A 25929-nucleotide genomic window follows, 5' to 3' on the forward strand; every position below is an offset into this window, starting at 1 on the left:
TGCCTCGATGAGCGCCCCGAGCGCAGCAGCTCGAGCGAACGCCCGTGTCGTGGCGGCCTACGACGACCGGGCGGACGAGTACGCCGAGGTCCTCGGGTCCATGGACGCCGTCCACCCCGAGGACCGGACGCTCGTCGAGGACTGGGCGGACACGACGCCCGGACTCCTGCTCGACGTGGGGTGCGGACCCGGCCACTGGACCGCGCACCTGCACCGCCGTGGCCACGCCGTCATCGGGATCGAGCCCGTACCGCGGTTCGTCGAGCTCGCGCGCGCTGCCGCTCCCGAGGTCGACTTCCGGACCGGGACGATCGAGGCGACAGGTCTGTCCGACGGCGGTGTCGGCGGTGTGCTCTCCTGGTACTCGCTCGTGCACCACCGTCCGGACCGGGTGCCGGTCGCGCTCGCGGAGTGCCGCCGGATCCTGGCACCCGGGGGCGGGCTGCTCGTCGGGTTCTTCGAGGGTCCGACGCTCGAGCCGTTCGACCACGCGGTGACGACCGCCCACCGATGGCCCGTCGAGCGGATGGTCGCTGCGATCGAGGACGCGGGTCTCACGGTCGACGCCGTGCACCGACGCTCCGACGACGGAGCGCGCCCGCACGCGGCCGTCCTCGCGCACCGGGCCTGATCACGGCTGCCATCCCGGAGTGACCAGCCCGGTCTCGTAGGCGAAGACGACCAACTGCGCGCGGTCGCGGGCACCGAGCTTGATCATGGCGCGCGAGACGTGCGTCTTCGTGGTCATCGGACTGACGAAGAGCCGCTCGGCGATCTCCGTGTTGGTCAGGCCGAGGGCGACGAGTTGCATGACCTGGCGCTCGCGTTCAGTGAGGACGTCGAGGGACGGGGCCAGCGCGGACGGCTTCGCGTGCGTTGCGTAGGCGGCGACGAGCGAGCGCGTCGGACCCGGCGACAGCAACGACTCCCCGGCGTGCACGGTACGGACGGCGCGGAGCAGTTCGGCGGGTTCGGTGTCCTTCACGAGGAAGCCGGCCGCACCGCCACGGATCGCCTCGAACACGTACGAGTCCTCCTCGAAGGTGGTGAGGATCACCACGTGCACGCCGTCGAGGTCCGGATCCGCCGAGATGCGCTGGGTCGCGACGAGCCCGTCCGTGCCCGGCATCCGGATGTCCATCAGCACGACGTCCGGACGCTCACGCCGGACCGCCGCGACGGCCGAGTCACCGTCGCCGGCCTCGCCGACCACGGTCATCCCCGGTTCGGCGTCGACCAGGGCGCGGAGCCCGGCGCGGATGAGCACCTGGTCGTCCACGAGCACGACCCGGATGGCCTCGTCGGTGGTCGTCACGATCGCTCCTCGTCCTCGTCCTCGTGCTCGTGCTCGTGCTCGTGCTCGGCCGCGTCCGACGACCGCGCGGCGACGGTCGAGGGCAGTCGTGCGACGACGCGCCACCCGCCGTCCGGCGTGGGTCCGGCCGACAGGGTGCCACCGACGGCGGAGGCCCGCTCGCGCATCCCGATGATGCCGTTGCCGGACGGTCCGAGCAGCGGCGTGACCCGGGCGTCGGCCGGGTCACGGTCCGGGGCCGGGGAGTCCTCGACCGACAGGTCCACGATCTCCGGTCCGAACCGCACCGCGATGCGGGCGCGGTGCTCGGGAGCGTGCTTCATCACGTTCGTCACCGACTCCTGCACGATCCGGAAGGCCGTGCGGTCCGTGGTCCGGTCCACCGGTGCAGGGTCACCGTCGACCGTCGCGCTGATGTCGACCCCGGCCGCGCGTGCCCGCTCGACCAGGTCCGCCAGGCGGTCGAGCCCCGGGACGGGGGTGCGGTCCGCGGCGCCGGGGAGCGGCTCGCTCCCGGCGGACCCGCGGTCGGCCGTTCCGCCGGTCGGTCCGTCCGTCCTGTCAACGACCCGGTCCCCGGACCCGTCGACCGACCGGAGGACCCCGAGGATCGTCCGCAGCTCGACCAGTGCCTCGCGGCTCGTCTCACGGATGTCGGCCAACGAGGTGCGGGTCTGCTCGGGGAGCGCGGACCCCAGGTGGAGCGCGACACCCGCCTGCAGGTTGATGAGCGACATGCTGTGGGCGACGGAGTCGTGGAGCTCACGGGCGATGCGGACGCGCTCGTCACGGGCGCGTTCCTGCTCTGCGGCAGCGCGCCGACGCCGTCGGTCCGCGACGCGGTCGAGACGGACGCGGACGAGCTCCGCCACGGACAGGGTCACCGCTGCCCAGGCGACGGCGAGGACGACCGCGTCGAGGTTCCGCGCGGGTGCACGGCCGAGGAACTCGTCGGCGGTCGGCAGCACCGTGACGGCCAGTCCGAGCGCGACACCCACTGCGGTGCGGCCCCCGTGCAGCCACGCGTTCACCGCCGCCATCGTCAGCGCGGCCACGAACGGCCCCCGCGGACTGACCAGCAGGGCGTAGCCGATCGTCGTCACGAGCGTCACGGCGAGGACGCCCGTCGGCCACCGCCAGCGCCACGGCAGGACGAGCACCCCGACGACGAGCAGCACGATCGCGAGTGGACCCGGCTGCGCTGCGTCGACGATCGAGGAGCCGAGGACGTGGGTCGCCCAGGGCGGGCCACCGCGAGGGCCGACGGTGTCGGTCGGCCCGGTCGGGAAACGCGCCGCCAGCAGGGTCCCCACGATCTGCACGAGTGCGACCGGCAGCACCCGACCGAACCGGGCGAAGCGACGGACGCCGTCTCGCTGGTCGTCGGTCGCCTCGGCGGCGGCAGTGGGGGTGCGGTGCATGCGTCCGAGCCTAGGGTCGCCTCGGCGGCACGGCATCGGGTCGTGGCAGGAGCTGTGGACTACTCCCACGGGAGTAGTCGGTGGTGCAGGAGGACCGGTCGTACGGCTGCGGGAGCAGGCGGGAGTCGGCCTCCGTGGCGGACGCGGGACGAGCCTCCGGGCCGGATGCTGGGAACGTCGCCCGACCGGGCGACACGATCCGCCCAGGAGGCAACCGTGCACACCGCTCTCACCACCTTCGCCGCCGTCGGCCCCCTCGGGCACGGCGGGCCGCCCTTCTTCCTGTTCCCGGCGTTCTTCCTGCTGGTGCTCCTGGCCACCGCCGTCGTGTTCGGCGTCCTGCGTCGCGGCGGCTGGCGGGCGCGGTCCGATGCCCGGGCCGTCCTCGCCGACCGGTTCGCCCGGGGTGACATCGACGCGGACGAGTACCGCTCGCGGCTCGCGGAGCTCAGCCGGAAGTGACCGCCAGCGCCGACGTGATCGTCGCCACGGTGTCGTCGACCGACCCCTCGATGGACACCGCGACGACGGTCTCGTCGGGCTGGGGCCGCTCGAGGGTCGCGAACTGCGAGTCGAGCAGCGATGACGGCATGTACTCGTGGTGACGGTGCGCCTGGCGCTCGGCGATGAGGTCGTGCGACCCGTCGAGGAAGGCGATCACCAGGTCGGGTGCCGCGCTGCGCAGCCGGTCGCGGTAGACGCGCTTCAGCGCGGAGTTCGCCATGACGCACCGGCGCCCCGACGCCTGCACCTCGGCGATCCGTGCCGCGCAGGCGTCCAGCCACGGCCATCGGTCCTCGTCGGTCAGCGGCGTACCCTGCCGCATCTTCTCCTTGTTGGCGGCCGGGTGGAGGTCGTCGGCGTCGACGAACGTGCTCGGCTGGCCCTGCTCGGCGAGCGCGTCGGCCAGCGCCTGACCGATCGTGGACTTGCCCGAGCCGGAGACACCCATCACGAGCACGGGCGGGAGGACGTCGTGGTCGGTCATCCCTCCACAGTACGGGTCGTCCGCTTCCCGTCCCCAGTTGACCGGATCCCCGTGCCGACCCCAGGTGTCGGTCGTACCGTGGGCCGCGACACGTCAGGACGAAGGAGACTCAGGTGGCGGACAACGAACAGCACGACGACGGCGGCACGGCGAACATCGGTGTCGTCGGTCTGGCGGTGATGGGGTCGAACCTGGCCCGCAACCTCGCCTCGCGCGAGGGCAACACGGTCGCGGTGTACAACCGCACCTACGCGCGCACCCAGGAGTTGCTGGACGAGCACGGCGACATGGGGTTCATCGCGTCCGAGGACATCGACGGCTTCGTCGCGTCGCTGTCGAAGCCGCGCACCGCGATCATCATGGTGCAGGCGGGCAAGGGCACCGACGCCGTCATCGAGCAGCTCGCCGACCGTTTCGAGGAAGGCGACATCATCGTCGACGGCGGCAACGCCAACTTCCACGACACCATCCGCCGCGAGCACGACCTGCGTGAGCAGGGCCTGAACTTCGTCGGCACCGGCATCTCGGGTGGCGAGGAGGGCGCGCTGAAGGGCCCGTCGATCATGCCCGGCGGCTCGGACGAGGCGTGGGAGACCCTCGGCCCGATCCTGAAGTCGATCGCCGCGGTGGCCGAGGGCGAGCCGTGCGTGACGCACATCGGTACCGACGGCGCCGGTCACTTCGTCAAGATGGTCCACAACGGCATCGAGTACGCGGACATGCAGTTGATCGCCGAGTCCTACGACCTGCTCCGTCGTGCCGGCGGACACTCGGTCGACGAACTCGTCCAGATCTACGAGAAGTGGAACGAGGGCGACCTCGAGTCCTACCTGATCGAGATCACCGGCGAGGTCCTCAAGCAGCAGGACGCCGACTCCGGGAAGCCGCTCGTCGACGTCATCCGTGACGAGGCCGGGTCCAAGGGCACGGGTGTGTGGACGGTGCAGAACGCGGTCGGGCTCGGCATCCCCGTCTCCGGCATCGGTGAGGCTGTCTTCGCCCGCGCGGTGTCCTCGAAGCCGTCGCAGCGCGCAGCCGTCCAGCGCTCCGTGACGAACCGACCGGACGTGGTCGACGTCCCCGACACGTTCGAGGACGACGTCCGGGCCGCGCTGTACGCGTCGAAGGTGGTCGCGTACGCGCAGGGCTTCGACCTCATCATCGCCGGGGCGAAGGAGTACGACTGGGACATCGACCTCGGCGCGGTCGCGAAGATCTGGCGCGGTGGCTGCATCATCCGCGCCCAGTTCCTCAACCGCATCGTCGAGGCGTACGACAAGAACCCCGCGCTCGAGAGCCTGCTGGTCGACCCGTACTTCGCGGACGCCGTCGCCGAGGGCGAAGCGGCCTGGCGTCGCATCGTCGGCATCGCCGCTGCGTCCGGCATCCCCGCCCCGGGGTTCTCGTCCGCGCTGGCGTACTTCGACTCGCTCGCGTCCGATCGACTGCCGGCGGCGCTCATCCAGGGGCAGCGTGACTTCTTCGGAGCGCACACCTACCAGCGCGTCGACAAGGACGGCACGTTCCACACGCTGTGGTCCGAGGACGGCCGGCGCGAGGTCGAGCAGGAACCCTCCACGCACTGACCCGGTCGGGCAGCAGGCCCCGTCGGACGGCGGGGCCTGCTGCCGCAGAGTCGACGGGGCGTGTTCCCGCCGGGTCGGCGGGGCCTGCTGCCGCAGAGTCGGCGGGGCGTGCTCCCGCCGGGTCAGCGGGGCGTGCTGCCGCCCGGCCGGAGGAGGCAGCTGCCGCGGCCGGTCGGTCGATCCGTTCGGCCCCGGGGCCGGACACGGGCGACGCGGTCAGGCCACGATCCGCTCCCGCGCGAGGTCGGCGACGAGTCGCTCGAGCCGAGGTCCCCGTCCGAGCAGCCGTCGGGACCCGGGCGACGAGCGGACGAAGAACGTCGCGACGGCAGCGGAGTCGTCCGGTCGGACGTAGTGCATCGCCACGGCGCTCGCGTCGCGCTCCCCCGGGACGTCCTCGACCCCGACGTGCACCATCCGGCTCCAGCGGATCACGAGCAGCCGCGTCGCCCGGCGCTCCTCGAGTTCCCAGAGCGACGCCTCGGTGGCTCCGAACGCCCAGGTCACGCGCTCGCCCAGGGTGACCTCGGGGCGGGCCCGCAGCACGTCCTGGCGCAGTTCCGGTGTCGGCGCCGCGGGGACCAGCCAGACCGTCGGGTCGATGCGACGGATGGCCAGTGCGAGCGCTTCGTCCGCGCGTCGCCGACGGATCGCGCGGGCGCGGACGACGGCGACGACGAGCCCGACCACGCCGACGGAGATCGCGACGAGCTCGGCGATGCCGAGGAACGCCAGGTCGGTCTGCGGCGCTGCCGCCACGACCACGATGCGGCTGACGACGAGCGCGGTCCAGACACCGACGAGGGTCCACCGCAGGACCGCGAACCGGCGGCCAGCGCTCCCCGGCGTCCGCGGCCGGTGCGCGCGGCGGCCGCTGGGCACGCGGTCTGGTCGGTCCAACACGCTCCCGATCCTCGCACGGCCGCGGTCGGCGGCGCTGTCCCGGAGCGGCGCACGACCGACGAACCCGGCGCGGAGCGGGACCGAGGCGTCCACCGCCGTGCTGTTGTCAGCCCATCCGCGGTGGCGCCGACCTACGCTGCACGGGTGAGCACGTCAGCGGCACCGACCACCGAGCAGGCACCGACCCCGACCCCGGTCCGTCGCCCGGCCCTGCTCGCCGCGGTCTGCGGCGTGATCGCGATCGCCGCGTTCCTGGCGGTCGCCGAGCTCGGAGCACTGCTGCTCGGCGGGGCGGGCAGTCCGCTGGTTGCCGTCGGCTCCGCCGTGATCGACCTCGCTCCCCCGGCGGCGAAGGACCTGATGGTCAACCTGTTCGGCACCGGGGACAAGGTCGCCCTCTTCGTGCTCATGGCCGTGGTCACGGCCGCGGTCAGCGCCGGCGCCGGTGTGCTCGAACGTGCCCGGCCGCCGTTCGGCGCGCTCGTCCTCGCGGCCGGTGCGGTCCTCGCGCTGATCGCCGTCACCACCCGATCGGGCAGCGGCACGTGGGACGGAGCGCCCACGGTCCTCGGCGTCGCAGCCGCGATCGTCGTGCTCCGCGTGCTCCTGCGTCGCCTCCGCCGGTGGGAGGCAGCGACCGCCGCACCGTCGGCCTCGCCCCGCCCCGCGGCGACCGAGCGGCGCACCTTCCTCGTGTGGAGCGCGACGACGGCCGTGGCGGCGATCGTCGTGGGAGGAGCGTCGCGAGCCGGCACCGCGGCGGTGCAGGCCGCCGCAGCGGCACGGCGGGCGGTCCGGCTGCCGCGTGCGGCGACGACCGCGCCCGCCGTTCCCGGGGGCGCGTCCCTCGACGTCGACGGGATCACGCCCTACGTCACCCCGAACGCCGACTTCTACCGGATCGACACCGCGCTGCGGGTCCCGTCCGTCGACCCCGCGGACTGGTCGCTCCGCATCCACGGCGCCGTCGACCGCGAGGTCGAGCTGACGTGGGACGAGCTGCTGGCACTCCCGCTGCAGGAACACATGGCCACGCTCAGCTGCGTGTCGAACGAGGTCGGCGGCGACCTGATCGGCAACGCGCTGTGGCTGGGCTACCCGATCCGTGAGCTGCTCGCTCGTGCGGGTGTCCAGGACGGTGCCGACATGGTGCTGTCCCGCAGCATCGACGGGTTCTCCGCGGGAACGCCGCTGGACGTGCTGCAGGACGAGGGCACGGCTGCGCTGCTCGCGATCGGGATGAACGGCGAACCGCTGCCGGCCGAGCACGGGTTCCCGGTGCGGATGGTGGTCCCCGGGCTGTTCGGGTACGTCTCCGCGACGAAGTGGGTGACGGAGCTCGAGGTCACCCGCTTCGCCGACGCCCAGGGCTACTGGACACCCCGCGGGTGGTCGGAGCGCGGGCCGGTGAAGCTCGAGTCGCGGATCGACACCCCTCGCGGCGGTGCCTCGGTGACCGCCGGGCAGCAGGTCGCGGTCGCCGGCGTCGCGTGGCAGCCGCACACCGGCGTGAAGGCCGTGCAGGTCCGCATCGACGACGGCGCGTGGCAGGACGCCACGCTCGCCGACTCCGTCTCGGCCGACACCTGGCGACAGTGGGTGTACCGCTGGACGCCCGACGCCGGCTCGCACACGATCCGGGTCCGGGCGGTCAGCGCCGACGGTCAGGTGCAGACGAGCGTCGAGCGGCCGCCGGCGCCGAACGGCGCGACCGGGTGGCACACGGTGCAGGTCAGCGCCGGCTGACCCCGCTGCCGATGCCGTCGCTGCCGGTGCCGGGCGCCGCGACGACCGTCACGAGGTCCATGCCCGGTCCGTCCTCGTGCCGGCGTGCGAAGCCACGCTGCTCGTAGAAGGCAGCTCGGCCCCGAGCCGCGAAGAGCTGCACGTCGTCGACCCCGCGACGTCGCGACTCGTCGACGAGCCGCGCGAGCACCTCGCCGCCGACGCCCCCGCCGCGCGCGTCCTCCGCCACGATCATCTCGGTCACGAAGGCGTGCAGGGCGCCGTCGCTGATCAGCCGACCGATGCCGACCAGACGTCCCGTCTCGTCGCGTGCGCTGCACACCACCCAGCTGCCGGCCAGCGCCCGACGGAACCGTTCGAGGTCCCACGCACCCCACCCGGTCTCGTCGTACAGGGCCCGGAACTCCGCTGCGGTCGGCAGTGCGAACGAGTACTCCACACCGCGACGGTACCGCGGCGGACGAGTGTCAGGCGGGGAACTCCGCGACGATGCACGTGCCCTCGACCTGCTCGTCGGACTCGACCGTCACGGTGAACCCGGCGCCCTCGAACAGCGCAGCGGACTGCGGCGCCTGCGTCGACGAGACCTCGATGACGACCGCGCCGCCCGGGCGCAGCCACTCCCCCGCTCCCGCGGCCACGCGCCGGTGCACGTCGAGCCCGTCCGGTCCACCGTCCAGCGCGATGCGCCGCTCGTGCTCCCGCGCCTCGGCCGGCATGGTGGCCAGCGCGTCCGACGGCACGTACGGCGCGTTCACCGCGATGACGTCGACGACGCCGCGGAAGCGCTCGGGCAACGGCGCGAACAGGTCGCCCAGGACGACGATCCCCCGGTCGCCGATGTTCTCCGCCGCGACGTCGACGGCGTCCGCGTCGATGTCCGCCGCGACGAGGTCGAGTGCGCCGACCCGTCCGAGCAACGCCACCGAGATCGCCCCGACACCGCAGCACAGGTCGACGACCCGGTCGTAGCGGTGCAGGCGTCGCGCGGCCTGCTCGGCGACGACGGTGGTGCGGGTCCGCGGCACGAAGACCCCCGGGACGACCCGGACACGGTGCCCGTCGAACGCGGCCCAGCCGAGCACGACCTCGAGCGGCTCACCGCCGAGTCGCCGCTGCACGAGCCCGCGCAGCTTCACCGGATCGCCGTCGCCGGCCTCGAGCAGCAGGTCGGCCTCGTCCTCGGCGAACACGCTGCCCGTCGCCCGCAGACGGGCAGCCAGGGCAGCGCGTGCCGGGTGGACGGGAGGCACGGCTCAGCCCGCCGGCCGGGTCACGCCCGACACGCGTCCGGTCCGCCTACGCGGCACCGTCGAACATGGAGGTCACGGACCCGTCGTCGAAGACCTCGTGGATCGCGCGGGCGATGAGCGGCGCGATCGGCAGGACCTCGAGGCGGTCCCAGCGCTTGTCCTCGGGCAGGGGCAGCGTGTCGGTGACGACGACGCGATCGATGAACTCGCTCTGCAGCAGCTCGGTGGCCGGGTCGGAGAACACGGCGTGGGTCGCCGCGACGACCACGCCGGTCGCGCCGGCGTTCTTCAGCGCCTCGGCGGCCTTCGCGATGGTGCGGCCGGTGTCGATGAGGTCGTCGACGAGCAGGCACACGCGGCCCGAGACGTCACCGACGATCTCGTGCACGGACACCTGGTTCGGCACGAGCGGGTCGCGCCGCTTGTGGATGATCGCCAGCGGAGCACCGAGCTTCTCGGACCAGATGTCGGCGACGCGCACACGGCCCATGTCGGGCGACACCACGGTCAGGGTCTTCGGGTCGAGGATCTGCTGGAAGCGCTCGAGCAGGACGGGCATGGCGAACAGGTGGTCCACGGGGCCGTCGAAGAAGCCCTGGATCTGTGCGGCGTGCAGGTCGACGCTCATGATGCGGTGGGCACCGGCGGCCTTGAACAGGTCGGCGACGAGCCGGGCCGAGATCGGCTCGCGCCCGCGGCCCTTCTTGTCCTGGCGCGCGTAGGGGTAGAAGGGCGCGACGACGGTGATGCGCTTCGCCGAGGCACGCTTCAGGGCGTCGACCATGATGAGCTGCTCCATGAGCCACTCGTTGATGGGCGCGGTGTGCGACTGGATGACGAACGCGTCGCAACCGCGGACCGACTCGTCGAAGCGGGCGTAGAGCTCACCGTTCGCGAAGGTCCGGGCATCGGTCGGCACCAGGTCGACTCCGAGCTCGTCGGCGATCTGCGCCGAGAGTTCCGGGTGCGCCCGGCCCGACACGAGGACGAGTCGTTTCTGGCCCGTGGTCTTGATTCCGGACAAGTGCGGTGCTCACTCCCTGACCCGCTCGGGGTCGTCTCGATCGACCCGACCGCCGTCAGATCTGTTCGCCGTGCGCGCGCCGAGCCGCCTCGGCCGCCGGCGAACCGGGTCGGTGTTCCTCGACCCATCCGTCGGTGTTGCGCTGCGGGGCGTAGCTGATCGCCAGCGACCCGGCCGGTACGTCCTTGCGGACGGTCGTACCCGCGCCGGTGTACGCCCCGTCACCAATCCTAACCGGGGCGACGAACACGTTGTGCGAGCCCGTGCGGACGTTCGACCCGACCTCGGTGCGGTGCTTGTGCACGCCGTCGTAGTTCGCGGTGATCGTGTTGGCCCCGATGTTCGAGTCCTCGCCGACCTCGGCGTCACCGATGTACGACAGGTGCGGGACCTTGCTGCCGCGGCCGATCACCGCGTTCTTCGTCTCGACGAACGTGCCGATCTTGCCGTGCTCGCCCAGGACCGTCCCCGGTCGCAGGTAGGCGAAGGGACCGACCGTGGCGCCGTCGCCGATGACCGCCAGCGTCGCGTCGACACGGTTCACGACCGCGCCGGCTCCGACCTCGGTGTCGCGGAGCGTGGTGTCCGGTCCGACCACCGCGCCGGCGGCGATCGCCGTCGCCCCGACGAGCTGCGTGCCGGGGAGGATCTCGGCGTCGGCCTCGACGGTGACGTCGACGTCGATCCACGTGGTCGCCGGGTCCTGCACGGTGACGCCGGCGAGCTGGTGCCGGCGGACGATGCGGGCGTTGAGCTCACGCGCCGCGTCGGCGAGCTGCGCGCGGTCGTTGATGCCGGCGACGAGCCACGGGTCGGTCAGCGTGACGACGTCGATCGCTCCCCCGCGCGCGGCGACGAGCGAGGGGACGTCGGTGACGTACTTCTCGCCCTGCGCGTTGGCCGTGGTGAGCGAGGGCAGCACCGCACGCAGGTGGGTCACGTCGAACGCGTAGATGCCGGCGTTCGCCTCGGTGATGGCCCGTTCGGCCTCGGTGGCGTCCTTGTGCTCGACGACGCGCACGAACGCCCCGGCGGCGTCGCGGACGACCCGGCCGAGCCCCGTCGGGTCCGGGGCGATCGCGCTGACCAGGGTCACGGCGTTGCCGGCGTGCGCGTCCACGAGGCGTCGGAGCGACGCCGTGTCGAGCAGCGGGACGTCCCCGGAGAGCACCACGACCGAGCCGTCGAAGTCCGCCGGGAGCGCCTGCACCGCGACCTCGACGGCGCGTCCGGTGCCGGGCACCTCGTCCTGGTCGACCACGATCGCCCCGGGGGCACGCTCGGCGACCTCGGCCGCGACGCGCTCGCGCTCGTGCCGCACGACGACGGCGACGTGCTCCGGCTCGATCGAGGACGCCGTGCGCAGCACGTGCGCCAGCAGGGGCAGGCCGGCGAGGCGGTGCAGCACCTTCGGGGTGGACGACTTCATGCGCGTGCCCTGCCCGGCGGCGAGGACGACGACGGCGATCCGCTGGTCGGTCATGCACCCATCCTGGCGCATGTGCTCCGACCGGGTGCTCGACCCGCACCGGCAGCGCCGGCCCGGCGTGGGGCGAGCGGACCGTGCGCTACGCCCGCGCGGGCTCCCGCTGCACGAACGTCATGAGCACGAGGCCCGCGACGAGGACCACGACCACGCCGATGATCCCGTACCGCGTCGAGCCGCCGACCGTCACCGCGATGCCGAACAGCGCCGGCGCGAGGAACGAGGCCGCACGCCCGGTCGTCGCGTAGAGGCCGAAGAGCTCGCCCTCGCGTCCCGGGGTGGCGAGGCGTGCCAGGTACGCCCTGGACGACGACTGCACCGGCCCGACGAAGATCGCCAGCGTGAGCCCGAGCACCCAGAACCCGGCCGTCGCGCTCCCGATCAGGAACACCCCGATGCCGGTGAGCGCGAGCCCGACGAGCGCGACCGTGATGACCGCCCGCGAACCGAAGCGGTCGTCGAGCCGCCCGGAGGCGAAGGTCGCGACACCCGCCACCACGTTCGCCGCGATCGCGAAGAGGATCACCTGCGACGGGCTGAAGCCGAACACCTGTGCGGCGACGATGCCGCCGAAGGTGAAGACCGCACCGACGCCGTCGCGGAACACGGCGCTCGCGAGCAGGAAGACCAGGACGTTGCGGCGTTCCCGCCACAGCCGGGCGACGTGCCGTCCGAGGTCGCGGTAGGCGCTGAGCAGACCGCCCGTGCGCGAACGGTCCGGCGCCGCCTCGGGCACGGTCAGGAAGAGCGGGACCGAGCTGACCGCGAGCCACACCGCGGCGATCCCGATCGCGACCCGGACGTCCCACGACCCGGACGCGACGGTCGACGGCAGCTGCAGGAGGCCGGCGACGCCTTCGGTGCCGAAGTCCTGGATGCAGAGCAGGAGCAGGACGACGAGCAGCACGATCCCGCCGAAGTACCCGGCGGCCCAGCCGATCGCCGAGACGCGTCCGGTCTGCGGGCCCGACGCCACCTGGCCGAGCATCGCGTTGTAGCCGACGGTGGCGACCTCGTACGCGATGGTCCCGATGCCGAGGAGCGCTGCGCCGAGCACCAGGTACGGCTGCTGCGGCGCGACGAACACCATCGCCCCGATCGACAGCGCCACCCCGATCGTCCCGATGAGCACGGACCGGCGGCGGTGCCCGGACGAGTCCGCCAGCCGCCCCACCGCGGGTGCGACGAGCGCCACGACGATCCCCGCCAGGGTCAGGGCCGTCGACACCGTCGCGGCGTTGTGCGCCAGCTCCCGCTCGACCGTCTGCGCAGCGGCCGTCGACGAGTCCTCGGCAGCGACGAGCCGCGGGTCGACGAACGCCCGGCTCGCCAGGTAGGTGCTGAAGACGAAGGTGGTGACGACGGCGGTGAACGCCGAGGACCCCCAGTCCCAGAGCGCCCAGGACACGAGTGCCCGCCGGTCGGTGCGTCGCGGCACTGCCGCCGCCGGTGTCGCGGTCATGGCCGAACCGTAGCGCGTCGCGGTGTCGCGGCGGGGCCGACCCGGCCACGGCTCGCCGTGGTGACCGGACGACGGACGGGAGGACGGCACCCGCCGGCACCGCGCCTCCCGTCCGACGACCGCTCACCGGACGGCGCGACCCGCGTCGCGCACGTCGGCTCGCGTCCTCACGCGCCCGCGGGCACGCCGTTCGGGTAGACGACGGACTTGAGCGAGGCCGGGTCGGTGTCGCTCTCGAGGGCCTCGCGGACCGCGTCGAGTCCGAAGCGCCCGGTGACGAGCGCGTCGAGGTCGACCTGGCCCGACGCGACCAGACCGATCGCGACCGGCCAGGTGTTCGTGTAGCGGAAGATGCCGGTGACCGTCACCTCGAGGTTCTGGATGTGCTCGACGGGCAGCACCATCTCGGAGTTGCCGAGGCCGACGAGCACCGCCGCGCCGGCCGGTCCGACGGCCTTGATGCCGTCCGAGACGGCACGGGGCGCACCGCTGGCGTCGATGAACGCGTCGACGGGGACGATGTCCGAGGTGACGTCGACGGCGACGGGGTCGACGACCTCGGTGGCGCCGAAGGACAGCGCACGCTCGCGCCGCTCGGGGACGAGGTCGCTGACGACCACGCGGGTCGCGCCGAACGCCCGGGCGACCTGGGCGCAGATGACCCCGATCGGACCGGCACCGGCGATCAGGACGCTCGAGCCGGGCACGATGCCGGCCTTGCGCGCCGCGGCGATGCCGACGGACAGCGGCTCGAGCAGTGCGCCGGCCTCGAAGGACACCGTGTCGGGCAGGGCGTGCGCGAACTCGGCCTCGATCGTCACGTACTCCGCGAAGGCACCGTCGACCGGCGGTGTCGCGTAGAAGCGCATGTGCGGGCAGAGGTTGTAGCGGCCGGCCAGGCACTGCGCGCAGCGGTGGCAGGGGCGCTGGGGCTCGACGGCGACGCGCTCGCCGACGCGGGCGGGGTCGACGCCCTCGCCGACCGCGGCGATCGTGCCGGAGAGCTCGTGGCCGAGGACGAGGGGCTCCTCGACGACGAAGTCGCCGATGCGGCCGTGGCGGTAGTAGTGGACGTCGGAGCCGCAGACGCCGACGGCGGCCACGCGGACGAGCACGTCGCCGGGGGCGACCTCGGGGACGGGGCGGTCCTCGATCGTCAGGTCCTCGGTGCCGAGCAGGACGCTCGCGCGCTGGGTGTCGGAGGTGGTGCTCATGCGGATCTCGCTTCCTCGACCGCGTCGTCGCGGTCGGCTGTGGTGTGGTCGGTGTCGGACGCGCGGGTCCCGGTCGCGCCGGTCGTGGTCGCGCCGCTCGGGCCGGTCGTGGTCGCGCCGGTCGTGGTCGCGCCGGTCGGAGTCGCGCCGCTCGGGCCGGTCGTGGTCGCGCCGGTCGTGGTCGGCAGCGTCCCGTCGCGCAGCAGGTCGGCGAAGCCGAGCTCGGCGGCGCCCCGGACGAGGACGTCACGGCCGAGCTCCGCCGGCACGATGCGCAGCCGGTCGGTCATCGCGGCCATCGTCTGCGCCCGGACGTCGTCCTCGACGCGGTCCCCCACGTGCCCGAGCAGCACGCCGAGGAACCCCCCGAGCACGACGACCTGCGGGTCGACGGTGTGGATGGCGTTCCGGATCGCCGTCGCGAGCGCGGTCACCTGGCGGTCCACGACCCGTTCGACCGCGTCGTGTCGCTCGGCCAGGGCGGCGGCGAGGGCGTCCAGGTCGTCGGGCGCGGTCCGGGTCACCGCGGTGAGGGCCCCGCGTGAAGCCTCGGTCTCCAGGCACCCGATCGCCCCGCAGTGGCAGCGGATGCCGTTCGCCGCGACGAAGGTGTGCCCGAGCTCGCCCGCGTACCCGTCCGCGCCGCTGAACGGGCGGCCGGCGCTGACGATCCCGCCGCCGATGCCGCTGGCGCCGCCGTTGAGGTACACGAGGTCGTCGACGCCGCGCGCGCTGCCGTAGAGCCGTTCGGCCCACGCACCGACGTTCGCGTCGTTCGCCGCGCGGACGGGCAGCCCGAGACGCTCGGCGAGGGGCCCGGCGAAGGGCTCGTCCCGCCAACCGAGGTGCGGGGCGTCGCGGACGACCCCGTCCTCGACCCGGACGATGCCCGGGACAGCAACGCCCACGCCGACGAGCCGCAGTGCCGGATCGGCGCGTGCGGTCAGCGTGGCGAGGACACGGGCCACGGCGTCGATCGCTGCGGCGGCACCGGGCACGCTCGACTGCGGTTCGACGAGGCGGTCGCGCACGGTGCCGTCGAGCGCGACGAGCGCCACCGCGACGGCGTCGATCTCCACGGTCACCGCGGCGGCCACGACGTCGCGCGATGCCCGGACGACGGCGCTCGGCCGACCGACCCCGGCGGGACGGTCCGCCCCGGCTCCCGGGAGCTCCTCGTGCACGAACCCCTGCTCGACGAGCTCCCCGACGAGCGCCAGGACCGTCGACCGGTTGAGTCCCGTCCGACGGGTGAGCTCGGCACGGGTGACCGGCCCGCCCTCGTGCACGATGCGGAGGACGCGCGCGACGTTCCCGGGCGTGGTCGTGGCCGACCTGGCCATGGGTCCTCCTCGTGGTGGTGGTGTGGTGTGGGGGGGCCGAGTCTCGGCTCGGCGGACACCTTCGCGGGTTCGGCACCGCGGAACTGTCCGCGGTGCCGAGTCTCGCGGGTCCGTCCGTACCCGCGCGCGGCTCAGCGCGAGCGGGAGAACGCGGCGTCGAACGCGGCGTCCGGTGGGGCGATCGTCCCCAGGCGACGCACGAACGCGAGCGCCTCGGGGCCGCCGACCAGTCGGTCCATGCCGGCGTCCTCCCACTCGACGCTCGTCGGGCCGTCGTACCCGATGTGGTTCAGCACGCGGAACACCCGCTCCCACGGCACGTCCCCGTGCCCGGCGGAGACGAAGTCCCACCCACGACGGGGGTCGCCCCACGGCAGGTGCGATCCGAGTCGACCGTTGCGGCCGTCGAGCTGCTTGACCGACTCCTTGCAGTGCACGTGGTACACCCGGTCGGCGAAGTCGAGCAGGAACGCGGCGGGGTCGAGGTCCTGCCACACGAAGTGCGACGGGTCGAAGTTGAACCCGAACGACGGGCGGTCCCGGAACACCTCGAGCGCCCGCTTCGCGGTCCAGTAGTCGTAGGCGATCTCGGACGGGTGCACCTCGAGCGCGAAGCGGACGCCGACCTCCTCGAACACGTCGAGGATCGGCGACCAGCGGTCGTGGAAGTCCTGGTACCCGGCCTCGATCATCGCCGGGGGCACGGGCGGGAACCCGGCGACGGTCTTCCAGATCGAGGATCCCGAGAAGCCGGTCACGGTCGACACCCCGAGCGCAGCGGCCGCACGGGCGGTCCACTGCAGCTCCTCCGCCGCCCGCTGCCGGACGCCCTCGGGGTCGCCGTCGCCCCACACGTGCGGCGCGAGGATGTCCTCGTGCCGCTGGTCGATCGGGTCGTCGCAGACGGCCTGGCCGGTCAGGTGGTTCGCGATCGTCCAGACCTGCAGTCCGTTGCGCTCCAGGACCGCCTTCCGGTCGGCCACGTACGCCGGGTCCGTCGCGGCGCGTCGGACGTCCAGGTGGTCGCCCCAGCAGGCGATCTCCAGCCCGTCGTAGCCCCACTCGCCCGCCAGCCGTGCGACCTCCTCGAAGGGCAGGTCCGCCCACTGCCCGGTGAACAGGGTCACCGGCCTGGTCGAGCGGCCGCCGCCGTCCGGCCTGGAGGCGCCGCTCGCCCCGGTCTCGCCGGTTCCGTCCGTCGTCGTCATCGTCGTCGTCCTTCCTCGCCTGTCGTGTCGTGTCGCGTCGTGCTGCTGCTGCTGCTGCTGCTGCTGCTGCTGCTGCCGAGTCTGGCTCACCAGGACCCGGGGGTGGCACCGGCCGGCACGGTGTCGGGGCGGTCGACGCCCGACCGGACCTCGACCACGGTGTGCTCGCGGGCCGCGGTGGAGACCGCCTCCATCACCTCGAGCACGTGGAACGCGAGGTCGCCGGACGCGCGGTGCGGGCGATCCGTCGCGATCGCGTGCGCCATGTCGGCCAGGCCGTAGCCGCGTCCGGCGTCGACGTACCCGGCGCTCGTCGGCAGGTCCCGCCACTCGCGGGTGGCGGCGTCGGCGATCGACACGGTGTCGGAGAACCGGTTCGGGTCGGGGACGCCGAGGGTGCCCGCGGTGCCGAACACCTCGAACAGCGGCGCCCTGGTGGCCCAGACCTCGAACGACACCGTGACGGTCGAGACGACGCCGTCCGCGTGCTCGAGGACGGCGACGACGTGCGTGTCGATGTCGACCCGGAGCGGGGTGCCGGCCGCGGGGCCGGTCGCGATGGTGCGCTCGCGGTCCGACCGGGTCGAGGCTCCGCTGACCCGGACGACCGGGCCGAAGAACGACACGAGGCTCGTCAGGTAGTACGGCCCCATGTCGAGCAGCGGGCCGCCGCCGGGCTGGTAGTAGAACGCCGGCGCCGGGTGCCAGAGCTCGTGCCCGGGCGCCGACCACGACACGGCGGCGCCGACCGGGGTGCCGATCGCGCCGCTGTCGAGCGCCTGCCGCGCCGTCTGGATCCCGGTACCGAGCACGGTGTCCGGCGCGCTGCCCACCCGCAGGCCCGAGCGACGGGCGAGGTCGAGCACGGGGCGCGCCTCGGCCGTCGACATCGCCAGCGGCTTCTCGCCGTACACGTGCTTGCCGGCCTCGAGCGCCCGTGTGGCGATCTCGGCGTGGGCCGCCGGGATCGTCAGGTTGAGCACGACGTCGACGTCGTCCGCGGCGATCAGCTCGTCGACCGAGGAACCGCGGACGCCCTGCGTCTCGCCCACCGACTGCGCCCGGGCCACGTCGATGTCCGCGACGGCGGTGAGCTCGAGCCCGGGCAGTGCCGGGAAGTGCTCGAAGTACTGCTGGCTGATGACGCCGACCCCGACGACACCGACCTTCATCGGGCTGCCCACAGGAGTCCCCTCTCGATGATCGTGCGGAGCGGCTGCGACTCGACGACCTCGAGCCGGTGCCCGGGTGCCGAGACGAACACGCGTCCCTGCCCCCACTGCCGGGTCCAGATCGCCGGCGCGGTGACCGGACGGTTCCAGGCGTCGAAGTCCCGGGCCTCCTGCGTCGTCGTCGCCAGCACGTCGTTGTACTCGTCGGAGAGCACCCAGTACTGCTCGGTCACGAGGTCGAAGTCCTCGATGCCCTGCGTGATCGGGTGCTCGTGCCCGGCCTCGGTGATGTGCACCGTGTACGGGATGTAGTTGTCGGACTGCTCGCCGGTGCGCTCGGACGGGTGCTTGCCCGCGTGGTGTGCGAACTGCCCGCCGACCATGTGCAGGTAGTCGGCGGTGTTCCGGAAGGCGTCCGCGATCCCGCCGTGCCACCCGGCGAGCCCGGCGCCGCCGAGCACCGCCTGCTGCAGTCCCGCGAACTCGTCGTCGGCGATGGTCGACATCGTGACGACCTGCACGATCAGGTCGACGTCCGCCATCACGGACTCGTCGGCGTACACGGCCGTCGAGTCCGACACGTGGACGTCGAAGCCGTTGTCGCGCAGGAAGGGGACGAACAGGTCGGTGGTCTCGACGGGCATGTGCCCGTCCCACCCGCCACGGACGACCAGCGCTCGCTTCGTCGTGTCGTTCATCGTGTCGGCCATCAGATCGCCGTCCAGGCGCTGCCGTCGGACGCGCTGCGCTCGACCGCGTCGAGGACGCGCTGCACGTGCAGGCCGTCGGCGAACGACGGCGAGGGGTCGGTGCCCGCGACGATCGCCCGCACGAGGTCGGCGACCTGGTGGCTGAAGGTGTGCTCGTAGCCGATGAGGTGCCCGGTCGGCCACCACGCGGCCATGTACTCGTGCTCCGGCTCGGTGACGAGGATGCGACGGAAGCCCTGCTCCCCCGCGGGCGCCGACGACTCGTACAGGCGCAGCTCGTTCATGGACTCGAGGTCGAACTGGATCGCGCCCTCGGACCCGCTGACCTCGAGCGTCAGGCCGTTCTTCCGCCCGGTCGCGTAGCGCGTGGCCTCGAAGGTGCCGATCGCACCCTCGGCAGCGCCGCCGGTGAGCCGACCGAGGAAGAACGCGGCGTCGTCGACGGTGACCTGTCCGCGCTCGCTCGACGCGGTGCCGGAGAGCCCGACCCCCTCGGCCATCAGCGGACGTTCGTGCACGAAGGTCTCGAGCGTGCCGGACACGGTCGACAGGTGCGCGCCCGTGACGTGCTCGACGAGGTCGATCGCGTGCGCACCGATGTCGCCGAGCGAGCCCGAGCCGGCGAGCGCCTTGTCGAGGCGCCACGTCATCGGGCCGTCCTCGTCGGACAACCAGTCCTGCAGGTAGAGCGCGCGGACCTGGCGGACCGTGCCGATCCTCCCGTCCGCCACCAGCTGCCGGGCGAACGCGATCGCAGGGACGCGGCGGTAGCTGAAGCCGACCATCGCGCGGACGCCGCGCTCGGCGGCGGCCTCCGCAGCGGCGGTCATCGCCTCGGCCTCCTCGACCGTGTTGGCGAGGGGCTTCTCGCAGAGGACGTGCTTGCCGGCCTCGAGCGCGGCGATCGCGATCTCGACGTGCGAGGAACCGGGCGAGACGATGTCGACGAGGTCGATGTCGGGGTCCGCCACCACCTGCCGCCAGTCCGTCGACGCGGCCTGCCAGCCGTACTGCACGCGCGCTGCCTCGGTGCGCTCGGCGTCACGGCCGACCACCACGGCCATCTCGGGCTCGACGCCGAGGTCGAAGAACCGCGGTGCGGTCCGCCACGCCTGGGAGTGCGCCGCTCCCATGAAGCCGTGCCCGACCATGGCGACGCGCAGTCGTCCCGGTCCGTGTCCGTCCTGTGCCATCCACTCGCTCCTTTGCGATCCGGTGTTGCCAGGATCCACCCTACCGCTTATGTTGGGCGCGGCAACATTTTGTTTCGACGACGAACGGTGATCCACCATGGCAACGACGCCCACCCGCGACGACAAGTTCTCCTTCGGTCTCTGGACCATCGGCTACAACGGCTCCGACCCGTTCGGCGGCCCGACCCGTCCCGCGCTGGACGTGGTCGAGGCGGTCGAGAAGCTCGACGAGCTCGGTGCCTACGGCCTGACCTTCCACGACGACGACCTGTTCGCGTTCGGCTCGACCGACGCCGAGCGCCAGGCGCAGATCGACCGCCTCAAGGGCGCGCTCGACTCCACCGGCATCATCGTGCCGATGGTCACGACGAACCTGTTCTCGGCGCCCGTCTTCAAGGACGGCGGCTTCACCTCGAACGACCGGAACGTCCGTCGCTTCGCCCTCCGCAAGGTGCTCCGCAACCTCGACCTGGCCGCCGAGCTCGGCGCGAAGACGTTCGTCATGTGGGGTGGCCGCGAGGGCTCGGAGTACGACTCCGCCAAGGACGTGCAGGCCGCCCTCGAGCGCTACCGCGAGGCCGTGAACCTGCTCGCCCAGTACGTCACCGACAAGGGCTACGACATCCGCTTCGCCATCGAGCCGAAGCCGAACGAGCCCCGGGGCGACATCCTCCTGCCGACCCTCGGTCACGCGATCGCCTTCACCGAGACGCTCGAGCGTCCGGAGCTCTTCGGCATCAACCCCGAGGTCGGCCACGAGCAGATGGCGGGCCTGAACTTCACGGCCGGCATCGCCCAGGCGCTCTACCAGGGCAAGCTCTTCCACATCGACCTCAACGGGCAGCGCGGCATCAAGTACGACCAGGACCTGGTGTTCGGCCACGGCGACCTGCAGAACGCCTTCTCGCTCGTCGACCTGCTCGAGCACGGCGCCCCGCAGGGCGGCCAGGCGTACGACGGCCCCCGCCACTTCGACTACAAGCCGAGCCGCACCGAGGACATCACCGGCGTCTGGGACTCGGCGCAGGCGAACATGCGCATGTACCTGCTCCTCAAGGAGCGCGCCCAGGCGTTCCGCGCCGACCCCGAGGTGCAGGAGGCCCTGTCCGCCGCGAAGGTCGACGAGCTCTCGACGCCGACGCTGAACAGCGGTGAGTCGTACGACGACTTCCTCGCCGACCGCTCGGCCTACGAGGACTTCGACGCCGACGCGTACTTCGGCGGCAAGGGCTTCGGCTTCGTGCGCCTGCAGCAGCTCGCGATCGAGCACCTCATGGGCGCTCGTGGCTGACGTCGTCGAGCGTCGGCTGGTCGCAGGGGTCGACTCGTCGACCCAGTCCTGCAAGGTCACGGTCCGTGACGCGGCGACCGGTGCGGTCGTCCGGGAGGGGCGCGCGTCCCACCCGGACGGCACCTCCGTCGACCCCCGCCACTGGTGGGACGCGCTCGGCACCGCGATCTCGGACGCCGGCGGGTTCGACGACGTCGCCGCCGTCGCGATCGCCGGGCAGCAGCACGGCATGGTCGCGCTCGACGCCGACGGTCGCGTGGTCCGCGACGCACTCCTGTGGAACGACGTCCGCAGCGCCGACGCGGCCGCGCAGATGGTCGAGGAGCTCGGCCGGGAGGCATGGGTCGCCCGGACGGGGCTGGTCCCGGTGGCATCCTTCACCGGCACCAAGCTGCGGTGGCTCCGCGACGCGGAGCCCGACAACGCGGCGCGCGTCGCCGCCGTCGCGCTCCCCCACGACTGGCTGTCGTGGCGACTGCGCGGGTACGGCCCCGCCGACGAGAGCCCGCTCGGGCCGGACCTCGACGCGCTGGCGACCGACGGTTCTGACGCCAGCGGCACCGGCTACTGGGACCCGGTGCGCCGGGAGTACGACGCGGAGCTGTTCGAGCAGGCGCTCGGGCGTCCCTCGCGGGTCGCTGCCGGACCGCACGACGGCGACGCGCACGCCGACGGCGACGGCCCGGTCGTGGTGCCGCGGGTCGTGGCGCCCGACGAGGCGATGGGCACCCTGGCGTCCGACGTCGAGCTGCCGGGCGGCGCCGTCGCCCGCGCCGGTCTCGTCGTCGGCCCGGGGCTCGGCGACAACGCCGGGGCAGCGCTCGGCCTCGGGCTCGGCCCGGGTGACGTCGCGGTGTCCCTCGGGACCAGCGGGACCGTCTTCGGCGTCACCGACACCGAGGTGACGGACCCGAGCGGGACCGTGGCGGGCTTCGCCGACGGGACCGGGTCGCGCCTCCCGATCGTCACCACGCTCAACGCGGCCCGCGTGCTCGAGGTGATCGGCGGACTCCTCGCCGTCGACCACGGCGAGCTCGGCGAGCTGGCGCTGCAGGCGCCGGCAGGGGCGGGCGGGCTCGTGCTCGTGCCGTACTTCGTCGGCGAGCGCACCCCGAACCGACCGGACGCCACCGCCTCGCTCGTGGGCATGACGCCCGCGACGACCGACCGGGCGCACCTCGCCCGCGCCGCCGTCGAGGGCATGCTCTGCGCCCTGGCCGACGGCCTCGCCGCGGTCGAGGCCACCGGCGTGCAGGTGTCGCGGCTGCTGCTGATCGGCGGCGCCGCACGGAACGAGGCCGTCCGGGCCGTCGCCGCGCAGGTGTTCGGCCGCGACGTGTCGATCCCGGAACCGGGCGAGTACGTCGCCTCGGGTGCCGCTCGACAGGCCGCGTGGGTGCTGACCGGGAGCCTGCCGTCGTGGGAGGTCGCCGCGACGGTGGTGCCCGCGGACCCGCACCCCGAGGTGCTCGAGCAGTACCGCGCCGCCGCGCGCTGATGCGCTGAGGCGCGTCCACCTGGTGGAATCGGGCGTACCCGGTCGGAACTCCCGACCAGGTACGCCCGTTCCGACCAGGGACACCCGGAACGACCCACCACCAGCAAGGACCCCATGCCGCTCACCGACCTGCCCCTCGACCAGCTGCGCGCCTACCGCCCGACCGTGCGGCGGCCCGACGACCTCGACGCCTTCTGGGCGGCCACCGTCGCCGAGGCGCGGGCGGCCGGCGCCGGGACCGAGCCCGTGCTCGTCCCCGCCACCACGCCGGTCACGGCGCTCGACGTGCAGGACCTGACGTTCCCGGGCTTCGGCGGCGACCCCGTCCGCGCCTGGGTCTCGCGGCCGGCGGGCTCGACGGGCGACCTGCCCGCCGTGGTCGAGTTCATCGGCTACGGCGGTGGTCGCGGGCTGCCCGGCGAGCGGGTCGCGTGGGCGCTCGCCGGGTACGTGCACGTCGTGATGGACACCCGCGGGCAGGGCAGCGGCTGGGGAACCGGCGGCGACACCCCCGACCCGCACGGGTCCGGCCCGAACGGTGGCGGGTGGATGGCGAACGGCATCGCCTCGCCCGCCGAGCACTACTACCGGCGGGTCTACACGGACGCCGTCCGACTCGTCGACGTCGTGCGGACACTGCCGGGCGTCGACCGGGACCGCATCGCACTGACCGGCGGCAGCCAGGGCGGGGGCATCGCGATCGCGGCGGCCGCCCTGGTCGAGGCACACACCGCGCCGCTCGTCGCCGTGCTGCCCGACGTCGCGTTCCTGTCCGACTGGGAGCACGGCACCGACGTCGCGACCGGCGGCCCCTACCTCGAGCTCGCCCAGTACCTCTCCGTGCACCGGGACGCGGTCGACACCGTGTGGGACACCGCGGCGTACTTCGACGGCGTGAACCTGGCCGCAGGCATCACGGCCCCGGCGCTGTTCTCGGTCGCCCTCATGGACGACGTGGTCCCGCCGCGCACGACCTTCGCTGCGTACAACGCGCTCGCGTCGACCGACAAGCACATCGAGGTCTACCCCTACAACGGCCACGAGGGCGGCGGCCACCGGCACTGGGAGCGGCAGGCCGCGTTCCTCGCTCGGCACCTCGGCTGACCCGCAGTTAAATTTAACAACGTCGGACCGGCGACGATAAATTTAACGCCGCAACGCCGCAACGCCGCAACGCCGCAACGCCGGAACGCCGCGACGCGCACTGCACCACTGGTCCTCGGCGAGGAGGCGCAGACTGGTGCGCGCATGCGAACCGATCTCCGCACCCCCACCGCCACCGAACAGCACGGCGCAGCGGTCGACGACGCCGTGGAGCTGTTCGAGGGCGTCTACAGCAGTCACGACATCAACATCGGACAGGCGGTCTCCGAGGGGTTCTCGTACCGGTACCGCGCGGTCGGCGACGACCAGGTGACCACCGCGACGTCAGCGGTCGCGGCGCACCGCTGGGGCACGATCAACCCGGGGCGCCAGTACACCCTGGCGTGGGCGACCGGGCCGGGCATGGTCCTCGACACCGACCGCCGTGACCGGATCACCATGCGGCCGAACGTCCCCGTGATGTACCCGGCAGGACGCCCGTTCACCTTCGACGCCGCCCCCGCGGTCCAGCACGTGATCCGCTTCGACGGCGCCTTCCTCGAGTCCGTCTCGGCTGCGGTCCGCGGTGACCTCCCCGGCCCGCTGGACCTGCGCGCGGAGGCCGACCCGGACGCGCTCCCCGCACTGCGGCGGACCATCGCGGGCGCCGCCACGACCCTGTGGGACCCGGGCGCCGACCCCGTCGTCCGCTCGGTGCAGCACCGTCGCGTCGCCGAGGCCGTCATCGGGGCGTTCGACGTGACCGCTGCGTCCGGCGTCACGGCCGCAGGACGGGGATCGGTGCGGGTCGCGCAGGAGTGGATCGCCGCGAACGCGCACCGCCCGCTCACCACTGCCGACGTCTGTCGCGCCACCGGGCTCAGCGCCCGCGGGCTGCAGGCGGCGTTCCACCGCGTCGGAGCCGCGAGCCCGATGCAGTTCCTGCGCGACGTGCGACTGCACCGGGTCCGTGCCGCGCTCGAGGCCGGGGACCCGACCACCACCACGGTCTCCGAGGTGGCGCAGGCGTGGGGGTTCGCACACCTCGGCCGGTTCGCGGGGACCTACGCCGGCGCCTTCGGCGAGCGCCCCTCGGACACGTTGCACCGCAGGGCCCGACGGGACACCGGTCAGTCGCCGAGCAGCGCTCCGACGGCGTCCACGACGACCTGACGGCGGCGCTGCGGCACGACCGCGGCGACCGGAGCGGACGCCTCGGGCCGGAGCGTCGACCAGACCTCCGCGAGCTGGACGACCAGCCCGTAGAGCACCGCGGGGCGGAAGCGCCGCGGGAGCACACCGGCGCGCTGTGCCCGCTCGACCTCGGCGACGTCGTCGGCGTACTGCTCGGCGAGCGCCTCGATCGGTGTCTCCGGCCGCTCGAGCCGGTGCCAGGTGGCGAGACGCTGCACCCAGGGACGCTCGACCAGGACGTCGTGCAGGCGTCCGGCCCACGCCGCCAGGTCGGCCGTGTCGAGCGGCGCGGCCTCGTGCACGGCCGTCAGCTCGCTCGTCAGCAGCGCGTCGAACAGGCCGTCCTTGCCCCCGAAGTAGTGGAACACCTGCGCCTTGTTGCTCCCGGCGTCGGCGGCGAGGCGCTCGATCCGCGCCCCGCCCAGCCCGTGCGCAGCGAACTCGTCGCGGGCGGCGGCGAGCAGGGCCGCACGCATCGCGTCGGCAGCGGGGGGTGTGAAGCGGGCCATGCCCGACACGGTACCGATCCGCGGCCCGGTCCCGCAGGCGACGCGGCGACCGGAGACGCAACGGGAGGCCCGTGGCGGCGTCGCCACGGGCCTCCCGTGCGTCTCGTGCTCGGGTCGGCTACTCCGCCGTCTCGTCGTCCTCTTCGGGGTTGAAGTGCGAGTCGTCACCGGCGAAGCCGGCGGCGACCCCCTCGGGGTGCGCGGGGATCGTGCCGTCCTCGCCGAGGCCGTCGGCCTTCTCGGTGCCCTCGGGGTCGTTGGTGGTGTCGCGGGGGTCGTGCGCGTCCGACATGGCGTGCTCCTTCACGGTGTGAGGAGTGCCACGGTACC

At 73.2% G+C, this 25929-nt stretch carries 25 protein-coding genes; 8 read left to right on the forward strand and 17 right to left on the reverse strand.

Annotation, left to right across the window (positions count from 1 at the left end):
- Positions 1–7: 7 nt before the first annotated feature.
- The gene (locus tag JOD95_RS05695; RefSeq protein ID WP_209683792.1) at positions 8–631 is read left to right on the forward strand and encodes a class I SAM-dependent methyltransferase; all 624 of its coding nucleotides are present in this window, start codon (positions 8–10) and stop codon (positions 629–631) included.
- Here the strand turns inward: JOD95_RS05695 and JOD95_RS05700 are convergent, their stop codons facing one another.
- Positions 632–1315 (reverse strand): response regulator transcription factor, encoded by a 684-nt coding sequence (locus JOD95_RS05700; protein WP_251155288.1) that lies wholly within the window; start codon positions 1313–1315, stop codon positions 632–634.
- The gene (locus JOD95_RS05705; protein ID WP_209683795.1) at positions 1312–2736 is read right to left on the reverse strand and encodes a sensor histidine kinase; all 1425 of its coding nucleotides are present in this window, start codon (positions 2734–2736) and stop codon (positions 1312–1314) included. The genes JOD95_RS05700 and JOD95_RS05705 overlap by 4 nt, the downstream gene beginning before the upstream one ends.
- 216 nt (positions 2737–2952) lie before the next feature.
- On the opposite strand from JOD95_RS05705, the gene JOD95_RS05710 reads away from it, so the two are divergent.
- Positions 2953–3198, forward strand: a complete 246-nt coding sequence (locus JOD95_RS05710) for an SHOCT domain-containing protein (protein ID WP_209683798.1) — start codon at positions 2953–2955, stop codon at positions 3196–3198.
- On the opposite strand, the gene JOD95_RS05715 is transcribed toward JOD95_RS05710, so the two are convergent.
- Positions 3185–3724, reverse strand: a complete 540-nt coding sequence (locus JOD95_RS05715; protein WP_209683801.1) for a gluconokinase — start codon at positions 3722–3724, stop codon at positions 3185–3187. The two genes, JOD95_RS05710 and JOD95_RS05715, sit on opposite strands and share 14 nt — an antisense overlap.
- A gap of 113 nt (positions 3725–3837) precedes the next feature.
- Here JOD95_RS05715 and gndA point away from each other — a divergent pair, with 113 nt between their 5' ends.
- A complete protein-coding gene (gene gndA, locus JOD95_RS05720; protein WP_081984671.1) occupies positions 3838–5310 on the forward strand; it encodes an NADP-dependent phosphogluconate dehydrogenase in 1473 nt (490 codons plus the stop codon).
- Positions 5311–5526: 216 nt separating this feature from the next.
- Here gndA and JOD95_RS05725 read toward each other — a convergent pair whose 3' ends face one another.
- A complete protein-coding gene (locus JOD95_RS05725; protein WP_144411237.1) occupies positions 5527–6213 on the reverse strand; it encodes a hypothetical protein in 687 nt (228 codons plus the stop codon).
- Between the two features lie 144 nt (positions 6214–6357).
- Between JOD95_RS05725 and JOD95_RS05730 the strand changes: the two genes are divergently transcribed.
- Positions 6358–7959: a molybdopterin-dependent oxidoreductase gene (locus JOD95_RS05730; RefSeq protein WP_209683804.1), complete on the forward strand. Its 1602-nt coding sequence runs from the start codon at positions 6358–6360 to the stop codon at positions 7957–7959.
- Here the strand turns inward: JOD95_RS05730 and JOD95_RS05735 are convergent.
- The 11 genes from JOD95_RS05735 to JOD95_RS05785 all read right to left on the reverse strand — a co-directional run bounded on the left by JOD95_RS05735 (position 7946) and on the right by JOD95_RS05785 (position 20024).
- Complete coding sequence (locus tag JOD95_RS05735; RefSeq protein WP_209683807.1) at positions 7946–8398, reverse strand: GNAT family N-acetyltransferase; 453 nt, start codon at positions 8396–8398, stop codon at positions 7946–7948. The genes JOD95_RS05730 and JOD95_RS05735 overlap by 14 nt on opposite strands.
- A 28-nt stretch (positions 8399–8426) precedes the next feature.
- The gene (locus JOD95_RS05740; protein ID WP_209683810.1) at positions 8427–9212 is read right to left on the reverse strand and encodes a putative protein N(5)-glutamine methyltransferase; all 786 of its coding nucleotides are present in this window, start codon (positions 9210–9212) and stop codon (positions 8427–8429) included.
- A 46-nt stretch (positions 9213–9258) separates the two neighbouring features.
- Complete coding sequence (locus JOD95_RS05745) at positions 9259–10236, reverse strand: ribose-phosphate diphosphokinase (RefSeq protein WP_066652469.1); 978 nt, start codon at positions 10234–10236, stop codon at positions 9259–9261.
- A 55-nt stretch (positions 10237–10291) separates the two neighbouring features.
- On the reverse strand, positions 10292–11719 hold the full coding sequence (gene glmU, locus JOD95_RS05750) for a bifunctional UDP-N-acetylglucosamine diphosphorylase/glucosamine-1-phosphate N-acetyltransferase GlmU (protein WP_209683812.1): 1428 nt from the start codon (positions 11717–11719) through the stop codon (positions 10292–10294).
- An 85-nt stretch (positions 11720–11804) separates the two neighbouring features.
- On the reverse strand, positions 11805–13184 hold the full coding sequence (locus tag JOD95_RS05755) for an MFS transporter (protein ID WP_209683815.1): 1380 nt from the start codon (positions 13182–13184) through the stop codon (positions 11805–11807).
- A 167-nt stretch (positions 13185–13351) separates the two neighbouring features.
- A complete protein-coding gene (locus JOD95_RS05760) occupies positions 13352–14398 on the reverse strand; it encodes an NAD(P)-dependent alcohol dehydrogenase (protein WP_209683818.1) in 1047 nt (348 codons plus the stop codon).
- Positions 14395–15741, reverse strand: coding sequence for an ROK family transcriptional regulator (locus tag JOD95_RS05765; RefSeq protein ID WP_209683821.1), 1347 nt, complete (start codon positions 15739–15741; stop codon positions 14395–14397). The genes JOD95_RS05760 and JOD95_RS05765 overlap by 4 nt, the downstream gene beginning before the upstream one ends.
- A gap of 131 nt (positions 15742–15872) precedes the next feature.
- A complete protein-coding gene (locus JOD95_RS05770) occupies positions 15873–16949 on the reverse strand; it encodes a sugar phosphate isomerase/epimerase (RefSeq protein ID WP_235426493.1) in 1077 nt (358 codons plus the stop codon).
- Positions 16950–17035: 86 nt separating this feature from the next.
- Complete coding sequence (locus tag JOD95_RS05775; RefSeq protein ID WP_307810384.1) at positions 17036–18133, reverse strand: Gfo/Idh/MocA family oxidoreductase; 1098 nt, start codon at positions 18131–18133, stop codon at positions 17036–17038.
- Positions 18118–18819 carry a ThuA domain-containing protein gene (locus JOD95_RS05780; RefSeq protein ID WP_209684439.1) on the reverse strand — a complete coding sequence of 234 codons (702 nt, stop codon included), beginning with the start codon at positions 18817–18819 and terminating at the stop codon, positions 18118–18120. Before JOD95_RS05780 ends, JOD95_RS05775 begins: the two co-directional genes overlap by 16 nt.
- 11 nt (positions 18820–18830) lie before the next feature.
- Positions 18831–20024, reverse strand: coding sequence for a Gfo/Idh/MocA family protein (locus tag JOD95_RS05785; RefSeq protein ID WP_245171588.1), 1194 nt, complete (start codon positions 20022–20024; stop codon positions 18831–18833).
- Between the two features lie 97 nt (positions 20025–20121).
- Between JOD95_RS05785 and xylA the strand changes: the two genes are divergently transcribed.
- The 4 genes from xylA (at position 20122) to JOD95_RS05805 (ending at position 25069) form a co-directional block, all read left to right on the forward strand.
- Positions 20122–21315: a xylose isomerase gene (gene xylA / locus JOD95_RS05790; RefSeq protein ID WP_066652452.1), complete on the forward strand. Its 1194-nt coding sequence runs from the start codon at positions 20122–20124 to the stop codon at positions 21313–21315.
- A complete protein-coding gene (locus JOD95_RS05795) occupies positions 21308–22813 on the forward strand; it encodes a xylulokinase (RefSeq protein ID WP_209683824.1) in 1506 nt (501 codons plus the stop codon). The genes xylA and JOD95_RS05795 overlap by 8 nt, the downstream gene beginning before the upstream one ends.
- A 114-nt stretch (positions 22814–22927) precedes the next feature.
- Positions 22928–23917, forward strand: a complete 990-nt coding sequence (locus JOD95_RS05800; RefSeq protein WP_209683827.1) for an acetylxylan esterase — start codon at positions 22928–22930, stop codon at positions 23915–23917.
- A 144-nt stretch (positions 23918–24061) separates the two neighbouring features.
- Positions 24062–25069, forward strand: coding sequence for a helix-turn-helix domain-containing protein (locus tag JOD95_RS05805; protein WP_209683830.1), 1008 nt, complete (start codon positions 24062–24064; stop codon positions 25067–25069).
- Here JOD95_RS05805 and JOD95_RS05810 read toward each other — a convergent pair.
- The gene (locus JOD95_RS05810; protein ID WP_066652443.1) at positions 25027–25599 is read right to left on the reverse strand and encodes a TetR family transcriptional regulator; all 573 of its coding nucleotides are present in this window, start codon (positions 25597–25599) and stop codon (positions 25027–25029) included. The two genes, JOD95_RS05805 and JOD95_RS05810, sit on opposite strands and share 43 nt — an antisense overlap.
- Positions 25600–25717: 118 nt before the next feature.
- Positions 25718–25891 carry a hypothetical protein gene (locus JOD95_RS05815; protein WP_200884131.1) on the reverse strand — a complete coding sequence of 58 codons (174 nt, stop codon included), beginning with the start codon at positions 25889–25891 and terminating at the stop codon, positions 25718–25720.
- Positions 25892–25929: the final 38 nt, after the last annotated feature.

Origin of the sequence: Curtobacterium sp. 1310 (assembly GCF_017834105.1) — a bacterium.
Classification (GTDB): domain Bacteria; phylum Actinomycetota; class Actinomycetes; order Actinomycetales; family Microbacteriaceae; genus Curtobacterium.